The 13708-nt window shown below is 60.4% G+C and carries 7 protein-coding genes; 3 read left to right on the top strand and 4 right to left on the bottom strand.

Going from position 1 to position 13708, the window contains the following annotated elements; all coding sequences use genetic code 11:
• The first annotated feature begins 154 nt into the window (after positions 1–154).
• A complete protein-coding gene (locus CKW38_RS18610; RefSeq protein ID WP_095113510.1) occupies positions 155–742 on the top strand; it encodes a TIGR00730 family Rossman fold protein in 588 nt (195 codons plus the stop codon).
• 68 nt (positions 743–810) lie between these two features.
• The gene (locus CKW38_RS18605; RefSeq protein ID WP_095113509.1) at positions 811–1008 is read left to right on the top strand and encodes a hypothetical protein; all 198 of its coding nucleotides are present in this window, start codon (positions 811–813) and stop codon (positions 1006–1008) included.
• Positions 1009–1159: 151 nt separating this feature from the next.
• Here the strand turns inward: CKW38_RS18605 and CKW38_RS18600 are convergent, their stop codons facing one another.
• The 4 genes from CKW38_RS18600 to CKW38_RS18585 form a co-directional block, all read right to left on the bottom strand.
• On the bottom strand, positions 1160–2050 hold the full coding sequence (locus tag CKW38_RS18600) for a transglutaminase family protein (protein WP_095113508.1): 891 nt from the start codon (positions 2048–2050) through the stop codon (positions 1160–1162).
• Positions 2050–4536, bottom strand: coding sequence for a circularly permuted type 2 ATP-grasp protein (locus tag CKW38_RS18595; protein WP_095113507.1), 2487 nt, complete (start codon positions 4534–4536; stop codon positions 2050–2052). Before CKW38_RS18595 ends, CKW38_RS18600 begins: the two co-directional genes overlap by 1 nt.
• An 88-nt stretch (positions 4537–4624) precedes the next feature.
• Positions 4625–7900 carry a DUF2126 domain-containing protein gene (locus tag CKW38_RS18590; protein ID WP_095113506.1) on the bottom strand — a complete coding sequence of 1092 codons (3276 nt, stop codon included), beginning with the start codon at positions 7898–7900 and terminating at the stop codon, positions 4625–4627.
• A gap of 424 nt (positions 7901–8324) precedes the next feature.
• Complete coding sequence (locus tag CKW38_RS18585) at positions 8325–10637, bottom strand: YgiQ family radical SAM protein (protein ID WP_007915855.1); 2313 nt, start codon at positions 10635–10637, stop codon at positions 8325–8327.
• A 208-nt stretch (positions 10638–10845) separates the two neighbouring features.
• On the opposite strand from CKW38_RS18585, the gene CKW38_RS18580 reads away from it, so the two are divergent.
• Positions 10846–13467 carry a hypothetical protein gene (locus CKW38_RS18580; RefSeq protein WP_256588409.1) on the top strand — a complete coding sequence of 874 codons (2622 nt, stop codon included), beginning with the start codon at positions 10846–10848 and terminating at the stop codon, positions 13465–13467.
• Positions 13468–13708: the final 241 nt, after the last annotated feature.

Raw genomic sequence — 13708 nt, 5'->3', positions numbered from 1 at the left:
CCTGTCATGTTCTTTAACGGTCTGTTGTGCAGTTTGCTGGCCGCATACGCCTGTGGCGCCAGCGGTACCTTTGAATCACCGGAACGCGAAGTTTAGCCCTTGGATCGAGGCGTGCCAGCCATTACCCTGTGACGGATTGACCCAGGAGGAAGGCATGTCTCTGAAATCCGTTTGTGTATTTTGCGGTGCCAATGCGGGCACTGATCCGGCTTACACCGAAGCCGCCATCGCCCTTGGCCGGGCCTTGGCTGAACGCAAGTTGACCCTGGTCTACGGCGGTGGTGCTGTGGGTCTGATGGGCATTGTTGCCGATGCGGCGCTGGCCGCTGGCGGCGAAGTGATCGGCATCATCCCGCAGAGCCTGATGGACAAGGAAATCGGCCACAAAAGCCTGACACGCCTGGAAGTGGTCAACGGCATGCATGCGCGCAAGGCGCGCATGGCTGAACTCAGCGATGCGTTTATCGCCCTGCCCGGCGGTCTCGGCACGCTGGAAGAGCTGTTCGAAGTCTGGACCTGGGGTCAGCTCGGCTACCACGGCAAGCCGCTGGGCCTGCTGGAAGTGAACGGCTTTTACAGCAAACTCACCGCTTTTCTTGACCATATCGTCGGCGAAGGCTTCGTTCGCGCGCCACACCGTGACATGCTGCAAGTGAGCGAATCGCCGCAAACACTGCTCGATGCCCTGGATAACTGGAAGCCGACCATCACGCCCAAGTGGGTCGACCAAAAACCCGGCTAACCACGAGGCACCGATACAGGGCAGAATATGCGCCGCTCAACCTCACCTTCGACCCAAGAGGATCGCCCATGGCCAAACCCAATTACTCCTTCGCCAAACGTCAACGAGACCTGGCAAAGGAACAGAAGAAAGAGGAAAAGCTTCAGCGCAAGAAACAAACCGCTGAAGAAGCAGCACTGAACCCTGACGGTGAAGTGGCGACGCAAGATGATGTTGATGCAACCGATGCGACTGAAACACCGAAAGATCAGGCGCCCGACGCCTGAACCCCACCGGGTTTGATGATCGAATCAGGCCCTGCGGATTTGTGACGGGGCTGGCAGTTTCACTGCTGGCCCTCACAGCCCTCCCCCTTCCCAAGCACACCCAAATTCCCATGTGGGAGCGAGCAGGCTCACTCCTACAGTTTGATCGGCGTTAATCCAGAGGCATTACGGTGACGCGCACTTCCGGGTCGTGATTGCCGCCACCGAGGATCACCCCACGCAACGGCGACACATCAGAGAAATCCCGCCCCCACGCCAATGTGATGTGTTCCAGCGCCGGCTGCACATTGTTGGTCGGATCAAAGTCCACCCAGCCCAGCACCGGACAAAACACTGAAACCCAGGCATGCGATGCATCGGCGCCGATCAAACGTGGCTGCCCCGGTGGCGGCTGCGTCAGCAAATAACCACTGATGTAGCGCGCCGCCAGCCCTCGCGAGCGCACGCACGCCAGCATCAAGTGCGCGAAGTCCTGACACACCCCGCGTCGCCGCTCCAGCACTTCCACCAGCGGGGTCGCCACTTGGGTTGCTTCGGCATCGAAGGTGAACTCGCTGAAGATCTTCTGCATCAAGTCCTGCACGCCCAACAGCAACGGTCGGCCCGGCGGGAAACAACTCTGAGAGAACTCGACGAAGCTGCGCTTCAAATGCACGTACGGTGACTGGAAGCGGTAGCGACAGGCTTCGAGCAACTCAGCGGACAACGGCTGGCTGCTGTAGGTCAGCGCATCGCGGGTCAGCTCCCAGGCGGGCGACTGATTGAAATCCAGCACAGGCCGCGCCAGCACTTCCACCGTGAGTTGTGCATTGACCTGCAATTCGTCGTGCGGGCGTTCGAAGGCCAGTCGGGTCAACGGATTGCCAAACACATCCAGCTCATCGCGCCGCGCTGTCGGATCCGGGCTGATCAGCAATTGCTGATCGGTACAACGCTGCCAATCGCATTTCCGCGGCCACAAGTGCGCCAGTTGCTGCGCCAGGGAAACCGGGCTGTCGTAGTGATAACAGGTGTCGTGGAAAATCTGGTATCGAGCATTCATCAGACGGACACCGTGCGTTGGCTAACGTCATCGACATGAGCGAAATGACGCAGAGCCAAGCGATCCGAGACCTGCCCACTGGCCTCGGCAATCTCTTGCAGCAGATCCGCCAGACCGCTCAAAGCCGCTCGTACGCTGGACTCACCGAACAATGGATTCTCCAGACACCCCAGATCGAACCGTGCCAGCCGCTCGACCAGTCGCGGCAATCCCGCTTCCCGTGGCGCGCCAAAATCATCGTTCAAACGTTTCAACGTGCGCGTGACCAGTTTCAACTGGAACAACACCGCGTGCGGGTTCTGCTCGTCCAGCAGCAACAGGTCGAGCACCGGAATCAATTGCGCCACGGCCAGATAACGTGAGCGATAGGTGATGCTGCTGTTGCCCAACTCCAGCAACCACTCCAGGCCCGCCTGATCGAAAGCACCGGCGCCACGCAGAAACGCCGCGAGGCTACTGCTGAGAAACTGCAGTCGCTCGATACGCCGGCCAATCATCAGAAAGCGCCAGCCTTCGTCGCGGGTCATGTCGTCGAGGGCAAACCCGGACAACGCCGCCAGCGACATCACCAGCCGGTTGAGGAAATCCAGCAGTTCGCCGAAGTCAGGCTCGTCGGTGTCCAGTTCCATCGCTTCGCGCTGCAACTCCACCAGCGCCTGCCAGTTCTCCCGCGAAAGCTTGCCGCGCACCTGTGACGCCGCCCACTGCAAGCGTTGCAGGTTGGAACGCAGGCTGAACGACCAGTCTTCACCGAGCAATGCAGCGAGCAAGCGCTCGGGCAGCTCTCCTTCATCCGGCAACAATGTCAACCGCTCACCGAGATCGACCGCCGCCTGCAACGCTTGCGGGTCATCACCATCGACATAACGCGCAAGCATGATGCGCAGCAGCCGCGCACTGTCGTCGCAGCGCTCGCAGTAACGGCCGAACCAGAACAGGTTCTCCACCACTCGCGAGGGTAGATACGGATCGCGCCGCACCAGATCGTGCACGCCGACATTACGCTGGCTCTTCCATTGCTCGCCGCTGGGTGGACGATCGCCAATTACCCAAGTGTCCTTGCTCGCCCCGCCGCGCTGCATCGATACCACTTCGGCATCAGCCTCGGCGGCCACCCGGGTCAGACCACCGGGGAGCACACGATAACCATCACCACCCGCCACGGCGTACATGCGCATGCCGATCGCCCGCGGTTGCAGTTGACCGTTTTCGGCCTGCCAGATCGGCGCCTGGGACAGTTGAGCCAATTCTTGCGCCACATAAGCATAAGGGCGCGCCTGCATGCGCTCGGCAAGCGTGTGACGCTGTTTTTCACTCAGATCACGGCCAAATACAGGCGTGAAGCTTTGCGAGGGAAACGCCGGTTTGATCAACAGCTCAGGTAGTTTTTCCAAGGCCTGCGCCAGTACCGGTGGCTCGCCGCACCACCACGTCGCGATTGACGGCAAGATCAGCTCTTCGCCGAACAGGTATTGGTTGATCTTCGGCAGAAAACCCAGCAAACCCGGCGATTCCAGAACGCCGCTGCCCAACGCGTTGGCCACCAACACGCGGCCCTGACGCACCGCTTCGAGCAGGCCGGGAACACCCAGCGCGGAGTCCGTGCGCAGCTCCAGCGGATCGCAGAAATCATCATCGAGCCGGCGCATTATGGCGTGCACCCGACGCAGTCCGCTGAGGGTTTTGAGGTAGACCGTGGCATCGCGCACCGTCAGGTCACCACCCTCGACCAGCGGGTAACCGAGCTGGCGAGCCAGATACAAATGTTCAAAATAACTTTCGTTGAAACGCCCCGGAGTGAGCAGCACCACCAGCGGCGCCTCATCGTCACTCGGTGCCTGCCGCGCAAGGGTTTCCTGCAATGTGCGGAAGAACCCGGCCAGATGCTGCACCTTCAGATCCCGGTACAACTCAGGAAAGGCACGGGACACGATGGTGCGGTTTTCCAAAGCATAACCGGCGCCCGACGGTGCTTGTGTGCGATCCGCCGTGACCCACCAGCGCCCATCCGGCGTGCGCGCCAGATCCACGGCATACAGATGCAGGTACGCGTCTTCCGGCGGTGCAATGCCCTGACAAGGCCATAGGAAATTGTTGTGTCCAAACACCAGTTCAGCCGGCAACAGGCCTTCGCTGATCAATCGTTGCGGCCCGTACAAATCAGCCAACACCGCATTGAGCAGGCGTGCACGTTGAGCGATGCCCGCCGACAAATGCTGCCATTCATCTGCGGCAATCACGTGGGGCAACAGATCCAGCTCCCACGGCCGATCCGCGCCTTTGGGATCGGCATAGACGTTATAGGTGACACCGTTTTCCTGAATCTGCCGCGCCAGCAAAGACTGTCGCTGCATCAGTTGCGCCGGGGTGCTGCGCTGCAACTGATCGAACAGCCGCCGCCAGTGCGGGCGCACCGCGCCACTGCCGTCGAGCAGTTCGTGATAAGTGCCCGCCGTCAGCGGGTAGCGGTCTAGCAGGTCAGGCATGGAAAGCTCGGCAGACAGCAAAGAACGGTCAGACTAACGCAGGCACATGACATGCGGATATACGAAAAATCCGCATGTCGCGTGCGATCTAGAAACGTCGCAAATCGATTGTCATCGGTAGCTCGTCACTGATTTCCACGTTGGGTATAGGAAGTTTCCCCGGCGTGTGTCCGACGCGGAAGAATCGCGCCATGCGCCGGCTCTCCGCTTCGTTGGCATTGACCGGCAACGTCTCGTAATTACGCCCGCCCGGATGGGCAACGTGGTACTGGCAACCGCCCAGCGAACGGCCCATCCAGGTGTCGAGCAAATCGAACACCAGCGGTGCGTGCACGGGAATCGTCGGTTGCAGACAGTTGGCCGGTTGCCACGCACGGTAACGCACACCCGCGACGAACTCGCCCACGCGCCCGGTCGGGTGCAACGGCACCGCGATGCCATTACAGGTCAGCAAATAACGCTGCGGCGGCAGCCCTTTGAGCTTGACCTGCAGACGCTCCAGAGATGAGTCGACGTAGCGCACCGTACCGCCTGCCGCGCCCTCCTCGCCCAGCACATGCCAAGGCTCCAGCGCCTGACGCAGCTCCAGTTCGATGCCGTTGACGGCGTAATCGCCGACCTTGGGAAAACGAAACTCCAGATGCGCGGCAAACCATTCCGCGCGCAGCGGATAACCGGCGTTGTTCAGCTCCACGATGACGTCGGCGAAGTCCTGCTCGATAAAGTGCGGCAGCAAGAAACGGTCGTGCAGCTCGGTGCCCCAACGCGCCAGTTTCGGCGGCGCATAAGGCTCGCGCCAGAAACGTGCGACCAGCGCCCGCAGCAACAGCTGCTGGGCCAGGCTCATGCGCGCATGGGGCGGCATTTCAAAGGCGCGCAGTTCCAACAAGCCAAGACGTCCGGTGGCGCCATCCGGCGAATACAGTTTGTCGATACAGAACTCGGCACGGTGCGTGTTGCCGGTGACGTCGATCAGCAGGTTGCGCAGCAGACGATCCACCAGCCACGGCGCGCACTCCTCACCCGGCTCGGGCATCTGCGCGAAAGCGATTTCCAGTTCGTACAGTGCATCATTGCGCGCCTCGTCGACACGCGGCGCCTGCGACGTCGGGCCGATGAACAATCCGGAAAACAGATACGACAGCGACGGATGGTTTTGCCAGTAGCTGATCAGGCTGCGCAGCAGATCCGGGCGACGCAGAAACGGTGAGTCCGCCGGCGTCGCACCACCGAGCACAAAATGGTTACCGCCGCCGGTGCCAGTGTGGCGACCATCGATCATGAATTTCTCGGTGGTCAGTCGGGTTTGCCGTGCCTCTTCATAGAGAAACTCAGTGCGTTCGACCAATTCGTCCCAGGTCGCTGACGGCTGCACATTGACCTCGATCACACCGGGATCCGGGGTGATGCGGAAGTTGCTCAGGCGCGGATCGCTTGGCGGCTCGTAGCCTTCCAGCAACACCGGGCAATGCAGTTCTTCAGCCGTCGCTTCGATGGCGGCCACCAGTTCCAGGTAATCCTCGACCCGTTCCAGCGGCGGCATGAACAGGTACAAACGTCCCTCGCGCGCTTCGGCGCAGAACGCGGTGCGGGTCAGCCAGTCGGCGGACTCGTCGATTTTCGGCGCGCGTTCGTCAGGCGCCGCCGCTTCTCCCGGACTGTTGAGCTGCGCGGTGTCTGGCAACGCGGCGAAGTCCTGATTCGGATCCTGTGGATGAATAAACGGATACTCGGCCGCCTTCACCCACGGCTGCGAACCCAGCGGCAAGCGATAACCCAGCGGCGAATCGCCCGGCACCAAACGGCAATGTTCGTCGCGCAGATACCAGCGCCCGCTCTGCCATTGATCGCCCTTGGCTGTACGCGCCAGCGGCAACACCTGGCCGATCACCTTGTTCAGGCCCTGACTGAAGACCTTGCGCAGTCGCGCGCGCTCCAGCGGTTCCTCAAGACGTGAATCTTCGGCGCTGACATTGCTCGGCAACGTGCCCTCGCGCCAGAGGTAATAGAAATTGTCCTCGTAGGCCGGGAAGACAAAGCGTGTAGGCAATTTCAGGCGTTCGGCAACGCTGGCGAGAAAGCGCCCAGCCAATTCGCCATTGGCGCCGTAATCCTGCTGTTCGTCGGCGATCAGCGCGCCGTTGCGCCAGATCGGCACGCCGTCGCGGCGCCAATAGCAATTGAGCGACCAGCGCGGCAGTTGCTCGCCCGGGTACCACTTGCCCTGACCGAAATGCACCAGACCATTCGGCGCGTAGTGTTTGCGCATGCGCTGGAACAGTTCGGCGGAGAGCTGACGCTTGGCCGGCCCCAGCGCAGCGGTGTTCCACTCGGCGCCATCCGGGTCATCGATGGAAACGAAGGTCGGTTCGCCGCCCATGGTCAGGCGCACGTCATCCGCCAGCAGGTCGGCATCGATCTGCCGGCCCAGCGCCTGAATTGCCAGCCACTGCTCATCGGTGTAGGGCTTGGTGACGCGCGGCGCCTCCCAGATCCGTTCCACCGACATTTCATGGCTGAACACACATTCGCACGGCTCGACCAAGCCACTGATCGGTGCCGCCGAGGACGGATCGGGACTGCAGGCCAACGGGATATGCCCTTCACCAGCAAACAGCCCGGACGTGGCATCCAGGCCGATCCAGCCGGCACCCGGCAAATACACCTCGCACCAGGCGTGCAAATCGGTGAAGTCGACGTCCGTACCGGACGGGCCGTCGAGGCTCTTCACATCGGCGGTCAGTTGAATCAGGTAGCCGGAGACAAAACGTGCCGCCAACCCGAGGTTGCGCAACAACTGCACCAGCAACCACGCCGAATCCCGGCAGGAACCAGAGGCGTGCTCGAGAGTGTGTTCCGGGGTTTGCACGCCCGGCTCCATGCGAATCAGATAGCCGATGTCTTCGCTCAGGCGCTGGTTGAGCGCCACCAGAAAATCCACCGCCGGCAACGGCGTGCGGTCGATTCCGTCCAGATAGGCCTTGAATTTCGGCGTCAGCGGCAAGGTTTCGAGGTACGGCGCCAGCTCCTTGCGCTCATCGGCGGCGTAGGCGAAGGGGATTTTCTCGGCGTAGGGTTCGAGGAAGAAGTCGAACGGATTGAACACGGCCATTTCGGCGAGCAGATCGACTTCAATACGCAACTCATTGGTCTTCTCGGGGAACACCAATCGGGCGAGGTAGTTGCCCTGCGGATCCTGCTGCCAGTTGATGAAATGCTGCTCGGGCGAAACTTTCAGCGCATACGACAGAATCCGCGTGCGGCTGTGGGCGGCCGGGCGCAGGCGAACGATCTGCGGGCCGAGTTCGACAGCGCGGTCGTAGCGGTAATGCGTGACGTGATGCAATGCGACATGAATCGACACGGCGTGCCTCCTGCGAGCCTAAGCGTATTCGAAAGCGCGCAAGACTTATGCCATGCAGAGGCTTGGGCGCTTTCCCGGAATGCTTAGGGCAGTACAGCACCAAAATCGGGCGATGCGGGGAAATGGTTTGGGCTGATTGCACGTAAATGTTGCGAAGAGCCCCTCACCCTGGCCCTCCCGAAACGTCGGACCGCCCATAGGGAGAGGGGACTGACCGAGGTGGCTGTTGGAGATACGCCGACCTGCAAGTCCTGAGCCGAACTTCGATTTTGAAAAGCACAGCGATCGGCTCCCTTCCCCCTCGCCCCCCATGGGGGAGAGGGCTGGGGTGAGGGGGATGGATCTCCCGGACAACGCAATATCCAGCCCCAGAAATGCACAACGCCAACCCGAAGGTTGGCGTTCTGTTCAGCTTAAGCGATGTTTAGCGCGGTACGACCGGCTTGCGGGTTGGTTTCGGCCCTTTGCCTTTCGCAGCGTCTTTACGTTCCTTGGCTGCCTGCTGGTTGCGGGCAAACGCCGCCGCCTTGGCCTGTTCCCGCTTGTCCCAAGGATTACCGCCATCACTGGCACGCGGCGGCAGGCCGGTGTGCTGAGTGAGGATCTTGGTGGTCTTCTCTTTGCCTTCCTTCGCCACTTTATGGCTGCCGGCCGGCGTCGAGTTCTTGCGACGGGCGCTCTGGTAGCTGTCAGTCGCCGGCTGATGAGTCGGGATCAACTGATCCTTGCCCGAACCGATCAAGTCGCCACGGCCCATGCGGATCAGCGCTTCACGCAGCATCGGCCAGCCTTTCGGGTCGTGATAACGCAAGAACGCCTTGTGCAGACGACGCTGCTCTTCGCTCTTGACGATGGTCACGCCGTCGCTCTTGTAAGTGACCTTGCGCAGCGGGTTCTTGCCCGAGTGGTACATCGCGGTGGCGGTGGCCATCGGCGACGGGTAGAACGCTTGCACCTGGTCAGCGCGGAAGCCATTGCCCTTGAGCCACAGGGCCAGGTTCATCATGTCTTCGTCGGTGGTGCCCGGGTGGGCGGCGATGAAGTACGGAATCAGGTACTGCTCTTTGCCCGCTTCCTTGGTGTACTTCTCGAACATGCGCTTGAACTTGTCATAGCTGCCAATGCCCGGTTTCATCATCTGGTTGAGCGGACCTTCCTCGGTGTGTTCCGGGGCGATCTTCAGGTAACCACCAACGTGGTGGGTCACCAGCTCTTTGACGTACTCCGGCGACTCGACCGCGAGGTCGTAGCGCAGGCCGGAAGCAATCAGAATCTTCTTCACACCCGGCAATGCACGGGCGCTGCGGTACAGCTGAATCAGCGAAGAGTGGTCGGTGTTGAGGTTCGGGCAAATGCCCGGGAACACGCAGGACGGCTTGCGGCACGCGGATTCGATTTCCGGCGTTTTGCAGGCGATGCGGTACATGTTCGCGGTCGGGCCGCCGAGGTCGGAAATGACGCCGGTGAAGCCTGGAACCTTGTCGCGGATCTCTTCGATTTCGCGAATGATCGACTCTTCGGAACGGTTCTGGATGATCCGGCCTTCGTGCTCGGTGATCGAGCAGAAGGTGCAGCCACCGAAGCAGCCACGCATGATATTCACCGAGAAACGGATCATGTCGTAGGCCGGGATCTTCTCCTTGCCATACGCCGGGTGCGGAACGCGCGCGTAGGGCATGCCGAACACGTAGTCCATTTCTTCAGTGGTCATCGGAATCGGCGGCGGGTTGAACCAGACGTCGACTTCGCCATGCTTCTGCACCAGCGCACGGGCGTTGCCCGGGTTGGTTTCGAGGTGCAGCACGCGGTTGGCGTGGGCATACAGAACGGCGTCGCCACGGACCTTTTCAACCGATGGCAGACGAATCACGGTCTTGTCACGGGTCATGCGCGGGCTGGCCAGAATCTGTACGACCTTGGCTTCCTGCGGATCTTCAACCGGACCTTTTTCCTGCTCGATGGCGCAGGCCTGGGTGTCCTGGGTATTCACGTACGGGTTGATGATCTTGTCGACCTTGCCCGGACGGTCGATACGCGTCGAGTCGACTTCATACCAGTCTTTCGGCGTATCGCGACGAATGAACGCGGTGCCGCGCACGTCGGTGATGTCTTCGATCTTGTGCCCGTAGGACAGACGCTGAGCGACTTCGACAATTGCGCGTTCGGCGTTGCCGTACAGCAGAATGTCGGCGCTGGCGTCGATCAGGATCGAGTTACGCACACGATCCTGCCAGTAGTCGTAGTGGGCGATGCGGCGCAGCGAGGCTTCGATGCCGCCGAGGACGATCGGCACATGCTTGTAGGCTTCCTTGCAGCGCTGGCTATAAACCAGGCTCGCGCGGTCCGGACGCTTGCCGGCCATGCCGCCAGGCGTGTAAGCGTCGTCGGAACGGATTTTCTTGTCCGCGGTGTAGCGGTTGATCATCGAGTCCATGTTGCCCGCCGCAACGCCGAAGAACAGGTTCGGCTCGCCGAGCTTCATGAAGTCGTCTTTGGACTGCCAGTTCGGCTGCGCAATGATCCCGACGCGAAAGCCCTGAGACTCCAGCAGCCGGCCAATGATCGCCATGCCGAACGACGGGTGATCGACGTAGGCATCACCGGTAACAATGATGATGTCGCACGAATCCCAGCCAAGCTGATCCATCTCCTCCCTGCTCATCGGCAGGAATGGCGCTGGCCCGAAACATTCGGCCCAATATTTTGGATAGTCAAATAACGGCTTGGCTGCTTGCATGTCGACGACCGGTGTTGAAGTGAAAATTCGCGGGCGCGGAATATAGCACAAAAAATAACCAATTCCGACGGCAATGGTCGGTTTCTCTTACAACCGGCGTCGAGCCTGCCCGATAACCCGTAACCGGCAAAAAATCATCGTTCAAACTTAACATTCATCAGTCCGGTGCCTGCGCCAACTGATATGGCAACCCTTCAAGGATGAAGCAATGTCACCCAAACAGCCCGCCAAGGGCAGCATTAAAGTCAACACACCAACCAGCCCGGATGCGCCGCAGCAAGGCAATACCGGGCGAGCGCCACGGACGGGGCCTGAACCGTCCCTGTCTGTCCACCCGGCAACGCGGCCGGGTGGCACTCACGGCGCTCACGGCACTGACAGCCCTGAGGTAACAAGACCACCGCCCGTCGTCATCACGCACACGACAACCGCCTCGGTGAAAACAGGCGCAACGGGACCAAAATCGCTGGAGAGTTACCGTATCCTCGCACCTGACCGTTTGCCCCGGGCCAATACCGAGGGCTTGAGGATGTACAAGGGCCGCGAATACGTCGATGTCGCGCACGACAGCATCGTGATGGTCGGGGTCGATCCGCAGACCGGCCTCTACCGCGCCCAACTCGCGGCCGAGCGCGTGGCCTCTGGTCCGCTACTGCTGCGCGACAGCGACAGCGGTCTGTGGCATTCGCTCGAGGACGGTGACGCCGTTACCTTGATCGACACTCACCTGCAGACGTTGCACACCAATCTCGATCTCACACGTGCCAAGGCCGACAGCGACGGGTTGTTGCGCCACGAGGGTAGGCTGTACCTGCCCCTGCACAATCAGGTTTATCAGGTCATGCACGATGTGAGTGCATCCACGGCGACACACAAAGCGTGGCGCATCGTCAATCCGAAAGACCCCGTGGCAATCGACAGCGCAAATATCTTCCGGGCCAGCCGCAGCGGCGAAACGCGGTCGGTCAGGCGTGATGAGGGCAATCGCTGGGTCTATCATTTGCCAGACCTGAAGGGAGGTATTCAGGACGCGGAGATTGTCCGCCTGAGTAAAGACACGTTGATGCAGATGTATGAGCCTTTTCACAAGGCCCACACGGAGTTGACGAACTCGTCGGACCGGCATAACACCCTCTGGGCGCAAACCCAGAAACTGGCGGAAGGCAGCGCAGAGCGAATCGCAAAACTGCTGAGTCTCGAAGTGCATTTGCTCAAGCATGTGCAGAAACAGGCGGATTTCGTGGAGTCGCTGGTGCTCAACAGGAAATGGCTGGTCCTTGCGAAAGCCAGCGGGCTGTTCAAGCAGGAACTGCACACCTTCCGCATAGAGCGCGCCGAGTTCCTGAACCGCCTCATGGCAGCCATGGATCTGCGGGTGAAGCCAACGATCTCCAGTCTCGATGCCGACAGTTGCAAGCGAATCATCCCTCACCTGAACAAGAAGCTGAGGTTTATCGAAGAACGTGAAGTGGTGCTGGCAGAAATCAGAAAAGCCGACCCCGGAGCGGCGCCGATACTCGAAGAAATCAGGCAGCAAGTTCCGTCGGCCGAGCGCATCAACTTCAACAAGCTGACCCTCTATATACACCTGTTTGCGGGCACACCCGAGCATTCGCCCAATACCACCATGCCCTCGCTTTCAGCCGTCGACCTGGTCACCGCAGACCTGAAAAACATTCCGCAACATGAGCATCCGATGGCGCTGCTTTTGAGCCTTGATCAGATCAGGGCGGACAAGTCCCGATTTGAAATGCAACTGGCCGCCAACGCTGACACCGATGCTTTGAGGGCCGGGTATCTGAGGGAAATCCTCGATCTGATTGATCCATTCGAGAAGCGAATCGAAAACCGGCTGAGCGACATTCTGGAGTCGATCGGGCGCGATCGCGAGCTGCCCAACATCGACCACGATATCGATTTCGATTTCCTTCCAGCACTGCCTGACCCTTCCGAAAGCCCCCGCCCGTCAGCCCCCAGAAAGATTTTCCGGGTCCGCCAGCACGGCACGTACCGGGTTCTGGTCGGCGAAACGGAAACGGCGCTGGACGGTAACGTCATCGTCAAGGTGCCGGACCCGTTGCGTCCCGGTTCGCCATCCGCCCGCTACGAAAAAAGACAGGGCGAATGGTTGCCAGTGCGGCCACCCATCGTCAGTACACCCAGACCACAACTGGTCGCCGAGGCAAAACGGTTACTGGTCGACGTTGAACAACACGTCGCCAAGGCCAAGGTGGACGAAGCGAAAAAAACCAATCCGACCGAGATTCTTGAAGGCTTGGGCAAAGAGGCGGAAAGCCTCAACGAGCAGGCAAGACGCCTGGAAAGCCATGATGACGCGACCAATGACGCCGAGATCCTCGCCCTGGCTGCGCGATTGCGCAGCGCTGCCGACTCACTGGATGCGCATGGCCAAAGTGTTCTGGTGCGCATGTACAAGAACAGGGACGTGCTCGACATCATGCGTTTGAACTACCTGATGGATGCCAAAGAAGTCAGCGTGAGCAAAACCGTTGAGCGCAAGCAATCGGGCAAAGGCAGGGACAAGTCGTTTCTCGATGTTTATTCGATCACTGATCGCACCGACGGCACACCGTTATGGGAGGCACATTTCCACTATGACCAGCACAACGCCGCGCCGCTGAGTTTCACTACACGAGGCGGTCACCTCAAAACCCTCGAACAGAGCCGACGCGGCATCGACGCTCAGCGCCGCGATGAACAGGCTGGCTTGCCGCACGTGGCCATCTGGCGCCAGACCTTCGATGGCAAGACCGCGCGCAAAATATTTGCACTGGCCAGCCCGGCTGGCGTGCCTTCCAAGCCTGAGTAAAGAACTCAGGGCCATACGATCAATCAGGCAATGACGCCGCCCCTGCCATCAGCTCCCGCTCAGGCGAGCTGATGCGCAAACCTGCAAGGATAGAAAGACATGCCCGTTAAATCGCCTCCCAGAGGCAACAATTCCGGCAATCCCCCGGTTCGCCAAAACGCTGGGGCAGACGTGGACACCCCGCGCCTCGACTTGCCAGCGCGCGCAGATTTAGAGATCTCGATACCCGGTGGGCAAACGC

This window comes from Pseudomonas sp. Irchel 3H7 (genome assembly GCF_900187605.1).
Taxonomy (GTDB): Bacteria; Pseudomonadota; Gammaproteobacteria; order Pseudomonadales; family Pseudomonadaceae; genus Aquipseudomonas.
Note: the sequence above shows the minus strand (reverse complement) of the source record. Positions and strands in the feature narration are given on the sequence as shown.

What these genes read in the sequence shown, in the direction of transcription:
- CKW38_RS18610 (WP_095113510.1), top strand. Translation starts at nt 155, where the DNA reads ATGTCTCTGAAATCCGTTTGTGTATTTTGCGGTGCCAATGCGGGCACT.
- CKW38_RS18605 (WP_095113509.1), top strand. Translation starts at nt 811, where the DNA reads ATGGCCAAACCCAATTACTCCTTCGCCAAACGTCAACGAGACCTGGCA.
- CKW38_RS18600 (WP_095113508.1), bottom strand. Translation starts at nt 2,050, where the DNA reads ATGAATGCTCGATACCAGATTTTCCACGACACCTGTTATCACTACGAC.
- CKW38_RS18595 (WP_095113507.1), bottom strand. Translation starts at nt 4,536, where the DNA reads ATGCCTGACCTGCTAGACCGCTACCCGCTGACGGCGGGCACTTATCAC.
- CKW38_RS18585 (WP_007915855.1), bottom strand. Translation starts at nt 10,637, where the DNA reads ATGCAAGCAGCCAAGCCGTTATTTGACTATCCAAAATATTGGGCCGAA.
- CKW38_RS18580 (WP_256588409.1), top strand. Translation starts at nt 10,846, where the DNA reads ATGTCACCCAAACAGCCCGCCAAGGGCAGCATTAAAGTCAACACACCA.